Origin of the sequence: Subsaxibacter sp. CAU 1640 (assembly GCF_023156585.1) — a bacterium.
GTDB lineage: Bacteria > Bacteroidota > Bacteroidia > Flavobacteriales > Flavobacteriaceae > JBPOFM01.
Genome location: NZ_JALNMI010000001.1, coordinates 84,366 through 101,798, shown reverse-complemented (window position 1 = coordinate 101,798; position 17,433 = coordinate 84,366). Strand labels below are relative to the sequence as shown.

The following is a 17,433-nucleotide window of genomic DNA, read 5'->3' as shown; positions in this document are numbered from 1 at the left end:
TTATGAGTAACAAAAGAGATAATCTTAAACGCGTTATTGTTGACTTTAAAAAGCTGACACCAGAAATTTTAGCTTTGTTGGTTGAAAAATATCCTGACGGTTATGATGATGAGAATATCATTACGTTTAGGAATGCCAACAACGAAATTATTGAGGCAGTAGAAGTGACTACTGATGATACCAAATATTTGGTAAAAGTAAGCACCAAGCTTCAGGTGACTATGGAAAATTATGACGAAGACGATTATGAAGATTTTGATTCAGACGATCCAGAAGCAGTTCAAGATCCGGAAATGGGCGAAGATGACCCAGAGATGGACGATGAAGGAGATGTGGACTAATTTTTGAATCAAGTCTATAAATTTAAATAAAAACTTCATATTTTGAAGACTGCAAAAGTCGCCTCGTTTTGGCGACTTTTTTATTTTGGTAATACTAACATTTAAGAATAAGTATTTTAGATATTTAATGATTTTGAGTGGAAAAAATTAGTAACTTTATGAAAACTAACTTCTATGACAACTCAATTTCATCTTGCTTTACCGTGCGTCAATGTCAATAAAACTCGTGAGTTTTATTCGGATATTCTAGGAGCTAAAATAGGTCGTTCAGCTGTAAAATGGGCTGATGTCAATTTGTATGGCAATCAAATAACATTCACTGAATGTGGACCTTTTAAGTTTGAATGCAAAAGCTATAATTTTAATGGAGATATACTTCCTTCTTTCCATTTTGGGATCATCTTGAACAAATCAGATTGGCAAGAAGTGTTGGATCGATTGAAATCCAAAAAGTATGACATTGTTTCAGAAGTAAAATTCCTTGAAAACAAGGTTGGTGAACACCATTCATTCTTCGTAAAAGACCCAAATGACTATACAGTAGAATTTAAGTGCTTTACGAATTCACAAGAAATTTTTGAGAGTTAGGTTTTTTAAAAAATACTTCCCAAACAAAAACTGCATACACCAAAAGGTATTCGAGACCAATAACCCACAGATTTTCGGAATAATTACTATTGGCATAGGTGAAATAGCTTAAGACGATTACAAACGACCAAATCAAAGGGAATTTATAATTTGTAAAGATAGATAGTGCCAAAATTGTTGTTAAATACCAAGGATGGATGGTCGTGGATACGAAATAGTACACCGCTATCAACAAGACCATTGAGCAAATTAAATTGGGCATTGTACGGCTATTTCTAATAAATGTGAATGCTATCGAAAACAGAATAACGATCACGGGAATAAATTTACCTATGACCGCAATTTGATTGTAACCTGTAAGCACGTATCCAATTTCCCTAGCCACATAGTAGATACTGGCATTAAACTCAAAATCAGTGAACCATAAACCTACGGTTTTTGAGTAATTGCTGATGAATTCCGAGGAGAAAAATGGTGCAAATAAAAGAATGATGACAATAGCTACAATACTGTAGTAACTTATCAGTTTATAGAATCCCAATGGTTTAAAATCATTAGATTGTCTTTTTGTGAACCATTGAAAAAATAAGGGCAATAGTAGCAAAGGAATCAATTTGGTTGAAACGGAAAGCCCAAAAATGGCTGCTGCCAACTTCCATTTACCAACATACAACAGATATAAGCTCCAAACAAGAAAGAACACCATAACACCTTCAAAATGTAGACTGCCCGTGAGCTCAATAATTATAAACGGATTGAGTATGTACCAAAAGATTTTGTTGACGGGAATATTGAGTTTCTCAAGTAATTTTTTTCCGAAGTAAAGCGTTCCAAAATCTGCAGTAATAATAAACACGCGAAAAACTATAGCAGAACCTATGATGCTTTTTCCGCTGATGAATGCTGCAACTGTAAAAATACATTGTTTAATAGGTGGATAATTGGTAAAATGGCTTCCATTCAAAGTTCCCATTCCCTGATAAAGTTCTTGGGCTTGAGCTATCGGAAATTGATTATTTTGAATGAATGATTCTGGTTTGTAAAGATAAGGGTTGAGGCCTTCTATCAATAGTCGTCCATCCCAGATAAAGCGATAAAAATCCTGTGATAGATTAGGAATCGCAAAAAGAAACATTATTCGAAAGATTGCAGCAAAAATCAAGAGTAGATTAAAATTGACCTTGTGATTTTGCATCAACTTATAAAATAGAAGAAACAAGCCAGAATAGAGCAGAAGAAGCTTGCTAAAATCTGTTCTGACAAGATCATATGCAAAAATCCAGTATAGCAAGATGCTCAAAAGTGCATAAAGAACGGGTGTCTTATAAATTTTGAAATTCGCAGTGTTGAGCATCTGGTTGAAAATTGAAGACCTCGCAAGTTAAGAAAACTAGCGAGGTCCATTTAGTCTTTTTATTTGAGAAGACCTTTCAATATGTATAAAAGAATAGGTCTTATAACTTCAATTAATTAAGCTTTTGAGGTCAATGATTTGAAAAATACATAACCAAAACCAATGCAAAGCATTAAGTGAAATGGAAACAATCCAAAGTCACCTCCTTGGTCACCTACAATAAAGGCACTGTACAATCCGAATGCAAAATAGAGCATCAATGCACCTTCGATGATCACATTCATTGAGATGTTCTTGGCCAAATATTTGTTGCCCTTCCAACTATCCTTCAAACTGCTGATGTTGAATTTCGGTGTTCTTACGAATTCACTTCTTTTGCCAATATGACCTTCCAAAACTGCAATAGAATTATGTAATGAAAAGCCCATTGCTATAGAGAAAAACGTAAAGAATGTTCGAACATAAGTGAAAAAGTTCTTAAACCCATTCCCATAAATACTTTTGTACATCATCCAATAACATACAAAGAAAATCATTGTACTCATCACGAAGAAACTCATAAAATAGAAGTAATAACGCAAGTGAGCATATTCGTTTTTGATATACAACATTGGAATACTCAAAATTGCAACAATAAACACATTTAGGAACATTGTGCTATTCAACAAATGTAGTATACCGTGGAATTTGGTTTTTGGTGAAATATTCTTCGACTTTAAAACTCTCCACATCATCTTACGGAAGTTTTCGGCTCCACCTTTGTTCCAACGGAATTGTTGTGAACGTGCGGCACTGATAACTACAGGCAATTCGGCAGGTGTTTCAACATCTTCCAAATACTTGAATTTCCAATTTTTCAATTGGGCTCTGTAACTCAAGTCCAAATCTTCTGTCAATGTATCACCTTCCCAGTTCCCAGCATCTAAAATGCAGGTTTTACGCCATATGCCAGCGGTTCCATTGAAGTTGATAAAGTGTCCTTTGCTGTTGCGTCCTACTTGTTCCAATGTAAAATGAGCATCTAGGGCAAAGGCTTGGATTTTTGTCAACAGCGAATAGTTTCTGTTGATGTGTCCCCAACGTGTTTGCACCACGCCAATTTGCTCATCCTTAAAATAAGGTATGGTCTTTTTCAGCCAGTTTGGTTCTGGTAAGAAATCCGCATCAAAAATAGCAACAAATTCACCCTTTGCAATTTTCAAACCTTCTTTTAAGGCACCAGCTTTGAATCCACTTCTGTCTGTTCGACAAATATGTGTAATATCAAGACCAGTTTGTCTTAATTTTTCAACGTGCTCAAAAGTTGATTTTACTGTTTCGTCAGTAGAATCGTCCAACACTTGGATTTCCAATTTGTCTTTTGGGTAGTCGATAAGTGCAATGTTGTCTAAAAGACGATCCATAACATACATTTCGTTGAAGACCGGTAATTGGATGGTCACGAAAGGTACTTCGTCAGGATTTGAGAGATCAAAAATATCTGAATTATCTTCAGTATTTTTAGAGGTCAGGTAATTGAACAATAAGTTCAATTGGGCTAGTGCATACATAAAAATCAGCACGATAGCCACAGTGTAAATTACAATAATAAGTGATTCAATAATCATTTTTTAAAGCTATATTTAAAAATCCAACTTAAGATTTTTGCGCCTGCAAATATAGTACCTTTTATGGTTCCTGATACTTTTGACACACCAATTCTTTTTTTGTAGTGTACAGGCACCTCAATATACGATAAACACTGGCGTTTGGACTTCAATTGCATCTCCACAGTCCACCCATAAGTAGGGTCTTGCATCTTCAAATCGAGCAACTTTTGATATTTTATAGCGCGAAAAGGACCCAAATCGGTAAATTTTGCACCAAAAAATAAACGCATTAAACTAGTCGCTAGCCAATTGCCAAAAATTTGTTGCGGCATCATGGAGCCATCTTCCCTAAACGCTTTCACTCTAGCACCAATGACCAAATCGATATCATCCTCAATAATTGGCTGCACAATTTTGGTCAATTCTTCTGGATAATCGCTATAGTCGCCATCCAAAAATACAATAATTTCTGGTTTTACCTCTTGATTAGCAATATATTCCAGTCCTTTTAGACAGGCATTACCATAACCCATAATATGCTGTTTCAGAACAGTTGCACCTGCTTCTTGCGCCACTTCGAAAGTTTTGTCCGACGAATTATTATCTACAACAATGATTTCATTAACGATGGATGGAATTTCTTTAATGACCAGTCCAATGGATTGCTCTTCGTTATAGGCAGGAATAATTACTTTAATGTTGGTCATTTGGTTTTGAAAGTAGTTGCAAAAGTAGCATAGTTTTTCAATCCGAAAACTGCGAGTATGACTGAAAACTATTTCTGATTGACCAAGTCCATTAAATCGACATCGTTACCCAATAGAATATCATTAGAGTTGATGCGACCTTTCATCGTGTCATTTTCAAGTTTCAAAACTCCTCTAGGGCAAACTGCTGAACAAATGCCGCAACCGACACAACTGCTGCGAACAATGTTTTCACCTTTTTGGGCATAGGCTCTCACATCAATTCCCATTTCGCAATAAGTAGAACAATTACCGCAGGATATACATTGGCCCCCATTGGTTGTGATTCTAAATCTTGAGAACAATCGTTGTTGAAACCCTAATATGGCAGCCATTGGGCATCCAAATCGACACCAAACACGACTTCCAAAAATAGGGTAGAAACCTACGCCAATAACACCAGAGAATACAGCACCAATCAAAAATCCATAGGTTTTTTTCAATGAGGTTGCATCAAACCAAAATACGTGTTTCGTATCACTGAAAAAATGCATTCCAATCAATGTGATGATAATGACGAAATAGCCTATGGCGCCAAGTTTTGCGTCTTTTGCCAATTGTTCTCTTTTAAAAATAATCGCCCATAAAAAAACCACAGTCAATAAGATGGTAACTCCAATTAAAAACACATCTTTCGTCAGCCAGTATTTGCTGGAATCAGTTCCTAAATAGGAATAAATAACCGCTGTGGTCATCAATGTTACGAACACTACAACGCTGTGCACGACCCAACGCTCGACACGCCAAGCAAACATACTTTTATCACTTAAATGTCTAAATGGGTCTCCAGCGGTTTCTGCCAAGCCACCACAACCACAAACCCAAGAGCAGTACCAGCGTTTCCCGTATTTGTAAGTAAGTATAGGTGTAATGACAAATATGGAAAGAACTCCAAATAGCAACAGCGCAATCCCAATATCTCCAGCGCTGATAAACTCATCAACACGATATTTTTCAAAATTGTAATAATTAAGAGGCCAAATATTTTTCAAATCATAGTATGGCAACTTAAAACTATCCGAATTTAATCTTGCCATAAATTCAGGAATCAAAAAGGCAAAAGCCAATTGAAAGAACATCACCGAAAAGGTTCGAAGACGTTCGTACTTATTATGGCGATATTTCAGAATAAACTTGTATCCAAAAATCAGAATCGCAACGGTGTATAAGGTTCCGTAAACAAACCATTGACTTGCTGGACCACCATTCAGTAAATAGCTCAATGGGTCAAAAAGTGCGACGAGTCCAGTGTTGGCCTTGCCATCTTCACCAAGCCCAAACCAAGCCGCCTTAAAATACAAAACGATGTAAAACAAGGTCAAGGCAATACCTGTAACCCAAGCCCAAAGTCCTCGCGATGTAATGGATTTAAACCAAACTCCATCATTCTTGATGCCTTCGTGTTTGGTCAAATAAGCATCGTTTGCGAACAAGACAGTTCCGATGGTCATTAAAACTAATGATGCTGTCAAGAATAGGGCTCTATTTGGAAAATCTATGTTGAAATATGCCAAAATCAAAATGAATAACCCAAGCATTCCAACGCCAACTGAAATTTTTTGTTTGGTGCTCAAGCTTTTGGAATCTGGACTTGCCAAAGACATACTATTGTTTGTTTTATAGCTCATACAGATAGTTTTTTAAATTGTTTAGAGTATTCAATAGTGATGTCTCTTTCAAATGACTTATAAAATTCTGGGTCAAAATTGGCTTCTTTCAAATGTTCAATGACATAATCCATCGATTTTTCTTCTGTGAGCCATCGGTCGAAGACCTCGTGTTTCATCCGAATTCCGAAAGTGTTAACTCCTAAAAATCGATTGGTAGCGACTTCAAATTCTATTGTGATACATTTTGTTCCATCTTCGTGTTTCCAATGAAAATGTGCATTCCCTTCTTTCGGTTTTGAAAATACCCAACCATAAGTTTGATATTCGATGTCAAAAAACTTGGCAGAATTGAACCAATGTCCAGGCTTGTAGGCCATCTTATTTCCACAAATGGTCTGCGCCACCACTTCGCCCATCATTCGTCCGGTGTACCAAACAGCTTCAACAGGTTTTCTATTCCCAATGGCTTCTCGTTGCTGTGCGCAATCTCCAATGGCATAAACATTTTGAACATTTGTTTCAAGATAACGATTGACCAAAATACCTTTGTCGGTTTCAATATTCGATTGTTTTACGATGTCAATATTTGGAGACACTCCAGGAGTCAAACCAACAACATTGCAAGGGATTTCTTCACCAGTTTCTTCGATTATAACTGATTTGACGTTTCCATTTTCATCTGAAACAATTTCCTTCAGATTGCGAGATAAGCGTAAATCGATATGATGATTTTTCAAATGGTTATTGATGAGTTGAGCGTCGCCATTTGGCAATACATTTCCCCAAAAATTGGATTCGCGAACCAAGAGTGTTACGGGAATATTTCTTGTATGAAGCATTTCGGCCAATTCCACACCTATCAATCCTCCGCCAACAATTACTGCACGTTTGCAAACTTCTTTGTTCGGAGCCAAACGTTCCAATAAATCCAAATCCTGTTTACTGTACAAGCCCAAAACACCATTCAAATCTTCACCTGGCCATCCAAATTTATTCGACTTGCTTCCTGTGGCCAAAATGAGTTTGTCATACAGCATTTCACTTCCATCATAAAACTTCAGAACTTGTGCTTCTGTATCAATCGAATTCACAAAACCGAATTTTAAATCAATGCGATTTTTCTTCCAAAACCAATCTTCATAAGGTTTCGTGTGCTCATACTTCATATGTCCCATATAAATGTACATCAAGGCCGTACGCGAAAAAAAATGCTCTGTTTCAGCAGAAATGATGGTGATTTTTTTGTCAGATAATTTCCGAATGTGTCTGGCAGCAGTGACGCCCGAAATGCCGTTGCCGATGATGGCGATGTGTTCCATTTGATTGTGTTAAGTTGAAAGTTTTGTCGAACGTTTGTACAAAACCTTAATCCGTTTCAAAGCGATTGTTTAAATTTAAGGAATATATGTTTGTTATGAAGCAAATTTTGATTTTTACGCTTTTGATTATTACGTGTTCCTGCGCGATGAAATCGTCGAAGCCTGAAAAGGTGAATGGCGTGAGTTTCGTGGCTTCCAGAGATACCATTGGTGAACAACATATCAAGCCAATTGTAAGTTTGAATGCTAATTACGCTTCGTTGATGCCCTTCGGATTTATTCGAGAATTATCGCATCCTGAAATTCGATTCAATACCGAAAGACAATGGTTTGGCGAACGCGAAGATGGTATCAAACAGTATGCGAAAGAGTTGAAGAAAAATGGCATTAACATAATGCTGAAACCACAAATTTGGGTTTGGAATGGCGAGTTTACCGGATTCATAAAAATGGCGCACGAAGAAGATTGGATAGCACTTGAAAATTCATATTCTAAATTTATTTTAAAGTTTGCGCAGGTTGCTGAAGAGGCTGATATTGACGTGTTTTGTATTGGAACAGAACTTGAGGGTTTTGTGGATGAGCGTCCAGACTTTTGGCATCAATTAGTAAAGGATGTTCGCAACATATACAAAGGGAAACTCACCTATGCTGCCAACTGGAATGAATACGAGCGCACGCCTTTTTGGAGCGAATTGGATTATATAGGAGTGGATGCTTACTTCCCTGTCAGCGACGAACAAACGCCCACGCTGGAAGTTTGCAAGAAAGGTTGGCAGGCACATAAAAATCTATTGAAATCACATTTTGAAACTCATCAAAAACCAATTTTGTTTACAGAATATGGTTACAGAAGTATTGATTATGCTGGCAAACAGCCGTGGCGAGTCGATATGGAAGAAGGTCAGGTGAATATGGAGGCGCAAGCAATCTTAACCCAAGCGTTGTTTGATGAATTTTGGAATGAAGATTGGTTTGCAGGCGGTTTTGTATGGAAATGGTTCCATCAACATTCGGAAGTAGGAGCATCTGAAAACAATCGGTTTACACCACAGAACAAGCCTGCGGAAGAGGTGATAAGAGAACATTACTCAAAATACAAGTAGAATGAATAATGTAAAAATTAATTTGATAAAAGGTGACATCACTAAAGTTGACGCAGATGCAATTGTAAACGCAGCTAATTCGTCCCTATTAGGTGGAGGAGGTGTCGATGGAGCTATTCACAGAGCTGGTGGACCCGAAATTCTTGAAGATTGTCAAAAAATACGTAATCGACAAGGTAAATGTAAAACAGGAGAGGCCGTCATAACTACTGCTGGAAATTTACCGGCAAAAAAAGTAATTCATACTGTTGGACCAGTTTATAATGGAGGTAGTAAACTTGAAAATGAAAAGGAGCAATTAACCAATTGCTACATCAATAGCCTTCTATTAGCTGAAAAGAACAATTTGAAGAGCATTGCTTTTCCTAATATTAGTACAGGTATTTATCGATTTCCGAAACAATTGGCCGCTGAAGTTGCCGTGGGCGCAGTAAAGAACTACTATTTCAATATTATTTCCGAAGTGCTTTTCGTGTGTTTTGATGATGAAAATTATGCGATATATGAGAAGCTATTAAATCCAAATAAAATTTAATGAAAACATTCGCAATAGGTGACATTCACGGTGGTTTAAGAGGTTTGGAGGAGCTGATTAAACTTTTAAAACTTGGAGATAACGATAGGTTGATTTTTCTCGGTGATTATGTTGACGGCTGGAGTGAATCGGCGCAAGTGATTGATTATCTGATGCAACTGTCAAAGAGGTATGATTGCATTTTTATCAAAGGAAATCACGATGCTTGGTGTGAAGATTGGCTGCGAACGGCTAGAGCAGAACCAGTTTGGTTGAATCACGGAGGAAAAAGAACGATTGAAAGTTATTCTGGCTTTTCAGAAGATGAAAAAAAGGAACATCTTGAATTTTTTGAGCGAATGAAAATGTATCATTTGGATAATGAAAATAGATTGTTTCTCCACGCTGGATTTACATCAATGCACGGAATAACTCAAGAAGTCTCCAAAAGCACATTTTATTACGACCGAACGCTTTGGGAGATGGCGCTGACGATGGACAAACGCATCGAAAAAAACTCCGAATTGTATCCAAAACGGCTAATGCATTATGACGAGATTTTTATTGGTCACACACCAACATTAAATTTTAATTCGACAGAGCCAATGAACGCCATCAATGTTTGGAATGTTGATACTGGAGCTGCATTCTTTGGGAAATTGTCAGGTATCAATATTGATTCAAAAGAAGTGTTTCAAACGCAAACTTTGATGGAATTGTATCCTAATGAACGTGGTAGAAATCAATTGTCGCTAAAGGAGATTTTAGCTGAAAAACCTTAACACAAATGTTTTTTGTAATAGGCAAATAACTCATCAGAATTTGCACCTTGCCACCTTTTAAAATATATCATTCCGAAATGATATTGCAACTTCCAAACGCCGTGTTTTTTGTATAGTCTTGCAGAGGTTTGAATGGTTTCTGGAATGACCACAAATTGCTTCCGATTGTACAATTCATTGATGAGAATATTGTCTTCATAAATCACATAATTCTCATCATAGCCACCAATCTCCTCAAACAATTCCTTGGTAATAAATTGGCTTTGGTCACCGCCTCTGCAAGCGCGCCAATTGAAACGCGTCAGCCAACCCACACTGCACAACCACCAATGTTTACTGTCAAATTTCATCTTAAAACAGCCAGCATTGTTACCTTTATTCACTTCATTGATGATTAAGGCATCAAAATTTTTAGGAGGAAAAGAATCAGCGTGCAAAAAATAAAGAATTGTTCCAGTGGAATGTTTTGCACCAAGGTTCATCTGCTTGGCACGACCTTTTTCCGAGATCAAAAGTTTGACATTTTCAAAACTTTCTACAATTTCTTTGGAATTATCCGTACTTCCGCCGTCCACCACAATAATTTCTGAAATGTTTTTTCTAGAAGAATTATCCGTTAAATGCGTTAGCAATTTTGCAATGCCTTCAGATTCATTCAATATGGGTACGATAATGCTTATCATTACATTATTGCTCGTTCAAACTCCAATCGTACTCGAGGAAAGTGTATTTGGTATTCGGATTGATTTTGGTATTACTATATTTATTGATATAAGCTATCAAATTCTTTTTTCCATTCACCTTAAAATCACCAGTATAAAAATCAAAAATCTTTGACAGTTTTGGATTGTTTTCTGAAATCTCATTCTTATCACTATTGATAAATTCTTTTGCGGCAACATCTAGTTGTTCATTGATTTTTGCTGCCGTGTAGGCATCCCTTCTCAACTTCGGACAGGAAAAAGAAGCGCAGTTGATGGCAAAATGAATTCTCGGTTCGTCCATTTTCCTCAAAACACCATTTTCAATACCTCCAAGTGATAACTTTCGGTCACCAACTTTCACAAACGATTTGGTCCAAGGAGATTTAATGTCTTTGATACTTTTTGTGGGATACTTTTCAATAATCAATTGGATGGTCGCCGCGTTGTAAAGATTGATGTAATAAGCAAGCAATTCTTGAACGCTCCAATCATCATTTGGTTCGTTTTTGGACAACATAGTCAAATAATCTTTCAGTTTTGCTTCATCGGTTTTGAAACCTTCATAGTCCACAAAACCTTTGTCGTTGACATATTTCTTTAGAAGGTTGTCCCAAGCAGAATGGTCAATATTTACAGCACTGTTTGCGGTGGTTGAGGTCAATTTGCCATCAACTTCCTTTGTCGGCTGTCCTTGGCTTGTGATGCCTGCGGCTGTAAACAAGGTGCAACTTGTAAAAGCAAAAAGGAGCAAAATGCCGTAAAATTTTATGAATGATTTCATAAGTGTGTGTTTTATAGAGTTCAAAACTATGTACGAGAAAAATCAGCGTTCAGTTTTGATTGGATAAATCGTCTGTCCGATGAAATTTTTAGGGAATTTGTCATCATTCTCAAAGCCCAATTCAATATCTCGTCCATCGTGAGGAATGTAATTCGTCTTAAAAATATAATCCCAAATGCTCAATGTCAATCCATAATTGACGCCGTATTTTGCGTGTTTGGGCAAATTTTTGGCGTGATGCCAAATGTGCATTTTTGGATTGTTCAACACATACTTCAACGGTCCATAATTCCAGCCTAAATTCGCGTGATTCAAATGACCGATAGCGATGGCGAAAAAATAAATAATGGCAACATCTTTGGCATCAAAACCACCAATAATGGCAATTGGAATGTACAGTAAGGAGTTGTAAACAACTGGTTCCATCCAATTATAACGCAAATGTGCAGCAAACCCCATTTCCTTTACAGAATGATGTACTTTATGAAAGTTCCAAAGAAATGGCACGCGATGCAATAATCTATGTGTGTTCCATTGCACAAAATCACGAAGAACAAAGAATATAAAAAGTCCGAGTGCTTTTGGCATATCGTCTACATCAAATAATTGCAAATCTGAAAGTTGCAACCCGACAACCGAAAGCACATCATTAAACACCTCGGCAGCAGTATTGGAAAGCGCAATCAAGACAATTAAGTTCAACAAAAAGAAATTGAAGAACATATAAAACGTGTCGAGCCAAAAATCCTTTCTGAAAATCGATTGGTTTTTTCGCCAAGGAAAAAGAATTTCCAACACCCAAACCACTATAGAAATGATAATCAACCCATAAAAAAAGTTGTCCCAATTATTGACCTCGAAAATTTGGTGTTTCAAGTAGTTCCAATAATTGTGATACGATTTTGATATAACCTCAATATATTTTTCCATATTTTTTTGCGCGAAAGCGGAAATCTAGTCAATTTATTGTGATTCTTAACAACAGCCTCCACCATCATAATGAAAGGTAGATTGACTGATAAAAATGTCTTTTCGATTTAAAGCGGCCAATGCATTTGCTGTTTTGTCACAAACAGCCAAAGGCTGGTTTTGCAACAAAATGTGACCCTTTTTGTCATCAAAATAATCATCGGAGCCGAAGTAAATAGCAGCCTTTCCTGTAAAAATACACGGACCATCTTCTGGCATTGGGTCTTTGATGGCTGCCACTTCGATAGATTCTATATAGATTAATTCATCAGTTGGATAATGCATAGGGTCTAAAATACGATATGGTTTTCTCGCGCGAATTTCAATCGTCCCAAAACCAGCATCTGTAAGCATTTTGACGTAATCTTCAATTGGCAAACTTCCACTCAAACATAAAGCGCGCAGTCTTTCATCATTTTGCAACGCATCATTCATCGGTTGCTCGCAGGTTGGGTCGCTCATCACCAATCGTCCGTGAGGTTTCAATACACGATACATTTCGGCAATGGCCTTTTTTAAATCATCAGCCTTGAAAATATTGAAAAGACAATTTTGTGCAGCAACATCAATGCTATTATCAGCAACAGGAAGATTCAAGGCATCGCCTTTTTTCAAATCGACAAATTCACTTTTGAACCAAGAATTTTGCTCCTCGGCAAGGTTAAAATTGTTTCTTGAAGCCTCGAGCATTTCATCCACCACATCCACACCGATAACACCAGCTTTTTGGCGACTGAAATAAGCAAACTGCAAAAGTTCCATTCCTCCACCTACACCAACATACAGAATTTTAGGATTATTGGTCAAATCCCTGGCGTGCACAGTGCTGCCACAACCATAATTCATTTCCTGCATGATGCGCGGAATTTTAAGTCCTGGCAACTCCCAAATAGGATTTGTGGTGCAGCATAAACCAACATCTGGCGTCAGAGCTGCTTGTTTGTATACATCGTGAGTGGTTTCTAAATATCCCATTTTTTTAAAGTGTTTTAATTAATTCCCTAAAAAGCGTTACCATATTTGGTTCTGCTTTTGCAGCCATCGCTAAAATTTCAGCGATGTCTACAGGCTTTAGATTATCTGGGTCGCATTCATCTGTCAAAACTGACACAGCTGAAACTTTTAAATTGAGATGATTGGCAACAATAATTTCAGGAACCGTACTCATCCCAACAGCATCTGCACCTATTATTTGTAACATTCTGTATTCTGCACGTGTTTCTAATTGAGGTCCAACCATTGATGCATACACACCTTTGTGAAGCTTAATATTTTTTTCTCTTGCGATATCTTCAAATTTTGAATTGATTTCTGCATCGTAAGGTTGACTCATATCTGCAAAACGCTCGCCAAGGTGCTCCACGCCTTTGAAAGCCAACGGGGAACCTCCTTGAAGATTGATGTGGTCATCAATCAGCATCAATTCGCCTTTTTTGAAGTTCAGATTGACAGCTCCGGAGGCATTCGATACCAAAAGTGTATGGATGCCCAGTTTTTCCATAATACGTACAGGGTAGGTGACATCTTGTGGCGTGTAACCTTCATAAATGTGAAAACGGCCTTGCATCACGATGACTTTTTTGCCTTCGAGAATGCCATAAATCAATTTGCCTTTGTGGAATTCAACGGTTGCCGTTGGAAAATTTGGAATGTGATTATAACTGACTTCGTGAAGTATCTCAACATCGTTAATCAACTGGCCCAATCCTGTGCCAAGAATGATGCCTATTTCTGGATTTTCAAAGCCTTTTGCCTGTAAATATTCGGTGGTTTCGTTTATAAATTTAATCATTGTCAGGAATATAAAATTGTTTTAATTGTGGATAGTGTTGCATATCCTCAAAGGTATCGATATCATTTAATTCTTTCAATAAATGTACATCGTAATTCTGAAGGTCTTGCAAAGTTTCGGAAAGCACGGAATCAGTTCCCCATTTTTTATCGATGAAAACTTTTGGAAGCAATTCATCCATTGCAAACAGATAATAACCACCATCTTTTGCTAGGCCTATCACAGCATCATTGTTTTCAAGTTGGTCAAAGGCTTCGTTGATAAGGCCGCTTTGGAGGTCGAGCAAATCACTGCCGATGATGCATACTTTTTTATAGCCCATTCCGAACAGTGTTTCAAACGCATTGTTCATACGTTCGCCCAAATCAGTACCTTTCTGCAACTTTTTGTGGAAATATTCGGCATCCCAAATATCATTTTTCAGGATGTTTTCAGAATAAAAAACGAATCGGTCGCACTGTGTTTTTTTTGAAATTTCACAGGTATGATTCAATAGGAATTTATAAACTTTCAATGCAGCTTCGTCACCAATAGTTGCTGCCAAACGAGTCTTACATTTTCCCAATTCAGGATTTCTGGTGAAAATTATTAGTGCTTTATCTGATGTAGGAAGATGAAAATCAAAATCAGCGTCATCGTCGCTAGCGGAATCTTTTTTGCTTAACAAACCCATTTATTCAATTGTAAATTTTTATCCCACGATGAAGCCATTGTGCCCAATGTTTGGAAAATGCATGGATGCTGTCGGTTTCTTTCGATTGATTGTCAAAAACTGGAAAATTACTGTTTTTCCATTCAAAAATGCCGCCGTAGAGATTATAAACATTTTTGTAGCCAGCTTTTTTAAGCTTATCAGCTACGGTTTCTGAACGAATTCCCAAGGAACAATACACCACAATTTTTTCCTTCTTGTTGGGAATTTTGGAGAAAATTGCTTCTAAATTAAAATCATTATAGCCAACAAAAATAGCATCCTTCAAATGACTGACGTCATATTCATTTTGTTCCCTTGCATCCAAAATGATGGCTTTTGTTTTCGGCATTGCCAATTCTTGAACTGAAATGTAAGGAACCTCATTGGAATTGTGTACTTTCAGTAATTCCTCCAATGATTTTTGTGCACTCATTTGAAGTGAGAAAAATGATGTTACTATGAATAGGGAAAGCTTCACTCAATAAAAAATCATTTAGGCCACACTTCCTTGGCAACTGCTTCCAGCGCCAGCGGTACAACCGTAACAATGTTGTGAAATCATAATTTTTCGACCTTCCAATAACTCTTCGTTAAATTCTGAAATATGCTTCGATTTGCTGTTCACGGGAAGATTCAACATCTGGTTAAAATCACAATCATAAAGGTAACCATCCCAACTTACTGATATGGTATTGGTACACATCACATTCCTCACAGCAGCAGGATTGAAGGCTTCAACAAGATTGTACATATAATCTTCGTAGTTTTCAGAAGCTATCAAATAATCCAAAAAGCGACTGATAGGAAGATTGGTCAAGGCAAACAAATTATGAAATTGAATGCCGAAATCGTCCATCAAAGCCTTTTTAAAATCCTTTTCAAGACTGGCTTGGTTTCCAGGCAAGAATGCGCCTGAAGGATTATACACCAAATCCAATCGCAAATCACTGTCAGGGATTCCGTAACCAATCGCATTCAAATCCTTTAGGGCTTGAATGGATTTGTCAAATACACCATCACCTCGTTGTTTGTCCGTTTTTCCTTTGGTCCAATGCGGCATGGAAGACACCACGTGAACATTATGAGATTTGAAAAACTTCGGTAAGTCGTGATACTTTTTATTGGCTCTAATAATGGTCAAATTAGAACGCACGATAAAGTCTTTTATTCCTGCTTTTGACGCCTCATCGACAAACCAGCGAAAATCTGGATTCATTTCTGGAGCGCCACCTGTCAAATCCAAGGTATGAGCTCCTGTATTACGAATCACTTCAAGACACTGCTTCATCGTTTCGCGAGTCATAATTTCCTTGCGGTCTGGACCTGCATCCACGTGGCAATGCTCACAAACTTGGTTGCACATGTAGCCAACATTGATTTGAAGTATTTCGAGTTTTCTCGCCTTCAGGGGAAATTGGTCACTTTCAGAAATCTTTTCCTTGAATGTTGGCAGTTCTCCTTGTTGGAAAATGCCATTTGAAAGGATTTCGAGTTGACGTTTGCTATCGGCAAGTTCGCTTTCGCGTTTATGTAGGGACTTTATCATTTATTATTTTTATGTGTCACCTCGAGCGGAGTCGAGAGGTCATTTAGGTCCCGACTCCGCTCGACCTGACATTTACATTTCAAGTTTATTGACCTTATTCATCATCTGTACACCGTGTACCAATGATGCGCCACCACGAATGGCAGCTGCGACGTGTAATGCTTCCATCATTTCTTCCTTGGTAATGCCACGCTGTAAACCATCACCTGTATAAGCATCGATACAATAAGGACACTGAATGGTGTGTGCGACGGCCAAGGCAATCAATGATTTTTCTCGTTCGGAAAGTGCACCTTCTTCAAAGACTTTTCCGTAATATTCAAAGAATTTGCCTCCAAGTTCTTCGTTCCATTCAGAGATTTTACCAAATTTCTTAAGGTCTGCTGGGTCGTAATAAGTTTTTTGCATAGTTGTGTAGTTTAAAATATCTACGGAATCTATCCGTATGTGGTTTTAAGTCGTTTTAAAGTTGATTAATTACAGAAAAAAATGGGTTTCTGTCAATAAAGGGTTTTGTCTTCCTTATCGCTCCATTTTTGAAAGGGTTCCAACGCAATCTCTCGTGCTAATTGTTCAAAAGGAATACTTCGTTTTTCGTAAGGTAACGGAATCTCTTTATAGATGAATTCATCATCAAAACCAATGGCTGCAGCATCTTGTTGATTACTGCCATAATAGACCTTATCTGGTCGAGCCCAATAGATAGCTCCAAGACACATAGGGCAAGGTTCGCAAGAGGTGTAGATTTCGCAGCCGTCCAATTGAAAAGAACCAAGGTTGTTACAGGCATCACGAATGGCAGTCACTTCAGCGTGAGCTGTTGGGTCGTTTGTGGAAGTCACTCTGTTATTACCACGTCCCACAATCTTTCCATCCTTGACAATAACACAGCCAAAAGGTCCACCTTCATTATTGTCCATACCTTTTAGGGCAGCACTGACTGCCTCTTGCATAAATTTTTCTTTTTCCATAAAATGTGATAGTTAGATAGTGATTAT

Annotated in this window: 20 protein-coding genes; 5 read left to right on the top strand and 15 right to left on the bottom strand. The window is 37.5% G+C overall.

The genetic code is table 11. The features are described 5' to 3' along the window. Positions 1-2 precede the first annotated feature (2 nt). Together M0G43_RS00410 and M0G43_RS00405 are read left to right on the top strand one after the other, a co-directional pair. Positions 3-341: a hypothetical protein gene (locus M0G43_RS00410; protein WP_248022518.1), complete on the top strand. Its 339-nt coding sequence runs from the start codon at positions 3-5 to the stop codon at positions 339-341. Between the two features lie 174 nt (positions 342-515). Next, positions 516-929: a VOC family protein gene (locus tag M0G43_RS00405; protein WP_248022517.1), complete on the top strand. Its 414-nt coding sequence runs from the start codon at positions 516-518 to the stop codon at positions 927-929. On the opposite strand, the gene M0G43_RS00400 is transcribed toward M0G43_RS00405, so the two are convergent. The 5 genes from M0G43_RS00400 to M0G43_RS00380 all read right to left on the bottom strand — a co-directional run bounded on the left by M0G43_RS00400 (position 898) and on the right by M0G43_RS00380 (position 7,547). After that, complete coding sequence (locus M0G43_RS00400) at positions 898-2,283, bottom strand: mannosyltransferase (RefSeq protein ID WP_248022516.1); 1,386 nt, start codon at positions 2,281-2,283, stop codon at positions 898-900. The two genes, M0G43_RS00405 and M0G43_RS00400, sit on opposite strands and share 32 nt — an antisense overlap. A 116-nt stretch (positions 2,284-2,399) precedes the next feature. Then, on the bottom strand, positions 2,400-3,890 hold the full coding sequence (locus tag M0G43_RS00395) for a cellulose synthase family protein (protein ID WP_248022515.1): 1,491 nt from the start codon (positions 3,888-3,890) through the stop codon (positions 2,400-2,402). Further along, a complete protein-coding gene (locus tag M0G43_RS00390) occupies positions 3,887-4,579 on the bottom strand; it encodes a glycosyltransferase family 2 protein (protein ID WP_248022514.1) in 693 nt (230 codons plus the stop codon). The genes M0G43_RS00395 and M0G43_RS00390 overlap by 4 nt, the downstream gene beginning before the upstream one ends. A 68-nt stretch (positions 4,580-4,647) precedes the next feature. Further along, positions 4,648-6,246, bottom strand: coding sequence for a 4Fe-4S binding protein (locus tag M0G43_RS00385; protein WP_248022513.1), 1,599 nt, complete (start codon positions 6,244-6,246; stop codon positions 4,648-4,650). Next, on the bottom strand, positions 6,243-7,547 hold the full coding sequence (locus M0G43_RS00380) for an NAD(P)/FAD-dependent oxidoreductase (RefSeq protein ID WP_248022512.1): 1,305 nt from the start codon (positions 7,545-7,547) through the stop codon (positions 6,243-6,245). Before M0G43_RS00380 ends, M0G43_RS00385 begins: the two co-directional genes overlap by 4 nt. A gap of 95 nt (positions 7,548-7,642) precedes the next feature. Here M0G43_RS00380 and M0G43_RS00375 point away from each other — a divergent pair, with 95 nt between their 5' ends. The 3 genes from M0G43_RS00375 to M0G43_RS00365 are packed head-to-tail and all read left to right on the top strand — an operon-like array spanning position 7,643 to position 9,949. Continuing rightward, positions 7,643-8,653, top strand: a complete 1,011-nt coding sequence (locus M0G43_RS00375; protein WP_248022511.1) for a glycoside hydrolase family 113 — start codon at positions 7,643-7,645, stop codon at positions 8,651-8,653. A gap of 1 nt (position 8,654) precedes the next feature. Continuing rightward, positions 8,655-9,188, top strand: coding sequence for an O-acetyl-ADP-ribose deacetylase (locus M0G43_RS00370; protein WP_248022510.1), 534 nt, complete (start codon positions 8,655-8,657; stop codon positions 9,186-9,188). Beyond that, positions 9,188-9,949, top strand: coding sequence for a metallophosphoesterase (locus M0G43_RS00365; protein WP_248022509.1), 762 nt, complete (start codon positions 9,188-9,190; stop codon positions 9,947-9,949). The genes M0G43_RS00370 and M0G43_RS00365 overlap by 1 nt, the downstream gene beginning before the upstream one ends. On the opposite strand, the gene M0G43_RS00360 is transcribed toward M0G43_RS00365, so the two are convergent. The 10 genes from M0G43_RS00360 to M0G43_RS00315 all read right to left on the bottom strand — a co-directional run bounded on the left by M0G43_RS00360 (position 9,946) and on the right by M0G43_RS00315 (position 17,406). Then, positions 9,946-10,632 carry a TIGR04283 family arsenosugar biosynthesis glycosyltransferase gene (locus M0G43_RS00360; RefSeq protein WP_248022508.1) on the bottom strand — a complete coding sequence of 229 codons (687 nt, stop codon included), beginning with the start codon at positions 10,630-10,632 and terminating at the stop codon, positions 9,946-9,948. The genes M0G43_RS00365 and M0G43_RS00360 overlap by 4 nt on opposite strands. A gap of 4 nt (positions 10,633-10,636) precedes the next feature. Continuing rightward, positions 10,637-11,434: a DUF547 domain-containing protein gene (locus tag M0G43_RS00355; RefSeq protein ID WP_248022507.1), complete on the bottom strand. Its 798-nt coding sequence runs from the start codon at positions 11,432-11,434 to the stop codon at positions 10,637-10,639. 42 nt (positions 11,435-11,476) lie between these two features. After that, a complete protein-coding gene (locus M0G43_RS00350; protein ID WP_248022506.1) occupies positions 11,477-12,364 on the bottom strand; it encodes a sterol desaturase family protein in 888 nt (295 codons plus the stop codon). Between the two features lie 45 nt (positions 12,365-12,409). Beyond that, positions 12,410-13,378 (bottom strand): arsenosugar biosynthesis arsenite methyltransferase ArsM, encoded by a 969-nt coding sequence (gene arsM, locus M0G43_RS00345; protein ID WP_248022505.1) that lies wholly within the window; start codon positions 13,376-13,378, stop codon positions 12,410-12,412. 4 nt (positions 13,379-13,382) lie between these two features. Continuing rightward, a complete protein-coding gene (locus M0G43_RS00340; RefSeq protein WP_248022504.1) occupies positions 13,383-14,195 on the bottom strand; it encodes a purine-nucleoside phosphorylase in 813 nt (270 codons plus the stop codon). After that, positions 14,188-14,868 (bottom strand): TIGR04282 family arsenosugar biosynthesis glycosyltransferase, encoded by a 681-nt coding sequence (locus M0G43_RS00335; RefSeq protein WP_248022503.1) that lies wholly within the window; start codon positions 14,866-14,868, stop codon positions 14,188-14,190. The genes M0G43_RS00340 and M0G43_RS00335 overlap by 8 nt, the downstream gene beginning before the upstream one ends. 4 nt (positions 14,869-14,872) lie before the next feature. Beyond that, the gene (locus tag M0G43_RS00330; protein ID WP_248022502.1) at positions 14,873-15,367 is read right to left on the bottom strand and encodes a rhodanese-like domain-containing protein; all 495 of its coding nucleotides are present in this window, start codon (positions 15,365-15,367) and stop codon (positions 14,873-14,875) included. Between the two features lie 15 nt (positions 15,368-15,382). Then, positions 15,383-16,435: an arsenosugar biosynthesis radical SAM (seleno)protein ArsS gene (arsS, locus tag M0G43_RS00325; RefSeq protein ID WP_248022501.1), complete on the bottom strand. Its 1,053-nt coding sequence runs from the start codon at positions 16,433-16,435 to the stop codon at positions 15,383-15,385. A 72-nt stretch (positions 16,436-16,507) separates the two neighbouring features. Further along, positions 16,508-16,843, bottom strand: a complete 336-nt coding sequence (locus M0G43_RS00320; protein WP_248022500.1) for an arsenosugar biosynthesis-associated peroxidase-like protein — start codon at positions 16,841-16,843, stop codon at positions 16,508-16,510. 92 nt (positions 16,844-16,935) lie between these two features. Further along, positions 16,936-17,406 carry a nucleoside deaminase gene (locus M0G43_RS00315; RefSeq protein ID WP_248022499.1) on the bottom strand — a complete coding sequence of 157 codons (471 nt, stop codon included), beginning with the start codon at positions 17,404-17,406 and terminating at the stop codon, positions 16,936-16,938. Between the last annotated feature and the right edge of the window lie 27 nt (positions 17,407-17,433).

Excerpts from the sequence above, each read along its gene's own strand:
- M0G43_RS00370 (WP_248022510.1), top strand. The coding sequence starts at position 8,655 with ATGAATAATGTAAAAATTAATTTGATAAAAGGTGACATCACTAAAGTT.
- M0G43_RS00380 (WP_248022512.1), bottom strand. The coding sequence starts at position 7,547 with ATGGAACACATCGCCATCATCGGCAACGGCATTTCGGGCGTCACTGCT.
- M0G43_RS00390 (WP_248022514.1), bottom strand. The coding sequence starts at position 4,579 with ATGACCAACATTAAAGTAATTATTCCTGCCTATAACGAAGAGCAATCC.
- arsM (WP_248022505.1), bottom strand. The coding sequence starts at position 13,378 with ATGGGATATTTAGAAACCACTCACGATGTATACAAACAAGCAGCTCTG.
- M0G43_RS00405 (WP_248022517.1), top strand. The coding sequence starts at position 516 with ATGACAACTCAATTTCATCTTGCTTTACCGTGCGTCAATGTCAATAAA.
- M0G43_RS00400 (WP_248022516.1), bottom strand. The coding sequence starts at position 2,283 with ATGCTCAACACTGCGAATTTCAAAATTTATAAGACACCCGTTCTTTAT.
- M0G43_RS00320 (WP_248022500.1), bottom strand. The coding sequence starts at position 16,843 with ATGCAAAAAACTTATTACGACCCAGCAGACCTTAAGAAATTTGGTAAA.
- M0G43_RS00385 (WP_248022513.1), bottom strand. The coding sequence starts at position 6,246 with ATGAGCTATAAAACAAACAATAGTATGTCTTTGGCAAGTCCAGATTCC.
- M0G43_RS00410 (WP_248022518.1), top strand. The coding sequence starts at position 3 with ATGAGTAACAAAAGAGATAATCTTAAACGCGTTATTGTTGACTTTAAA.
- M0G43_RS00375 (WP_248022511.1), top strand. The coding sequence starts at position 7,643 with ATGAAGCAAATTTTGATTTTTACGCTTTTGATTATTACGTGTTCCTGC.
- M0G43_RS00340 (WP_248022504.1), bottom strand. The coding sequence starts at position 14,195 with ATGATTAAATTTATAAACGAAACCACCGAATATTTACAGGCAAAAGGC.
- arsS (WP_248022501.1), bottom strand. The coding sequence starts at position 16,435 with ATGATAAAGTCCCTACATAAACGCGAAAGCGAACTTGCCGATAGCAAA.
- M0G43_RS00355 (WP_248022507.1), bottom strand. The coding sequence starts at position 11,434 with ATGAAATCATTCATAAAATTTTACGGCATTTTGCTCCTTTTTGCTTTT.
- M0G43_RS00335 (WP_248022503.1), bottom strand. The coding sequence starts at position 14,868 with ATGGGTTTGTTAAGCAAAAAAGATTCCGCTAGCGACGATGACGCTGAT.
- M0G43_RS00315 (WP_248022499.1), bottom strand. The coding sequence starts at position 17,406 with ATGGAAAAAGAAAAATTTATGCAAGAGGCAGTCAGTGCTGCCCTAAAA.
- M0G43_RS00395 (WP_248022515.1), bottom strand. The coding sequence starts at position 3,890 with ATGATTATTGAATCACTTATTATTGTAATTTACACTGTGGCTATCGTG.
- M0G43_RS00365 (WP_248022509.1), top strand. The coding sequence starts at position 9,188 with ATGAAAACATTCGCAATAGGTGACATTCACGGTGGTTTAAGAGGTTTG.
- M0G43_RS00350 (WP_248022506.1), bottom strand. The coding sequence starts at position 12,364 with ATGGAAAAATATATTGAGGTTATATCAAAATCGTATCACAATTATTGG.
- M0G43_RS00360 (WP_248022508.1), bottom strand. The coding sequence starts at position 10,632 with ATGATAAGCATTATCGTACCCATATTGAATGAATCTGAAGGCATTGCA.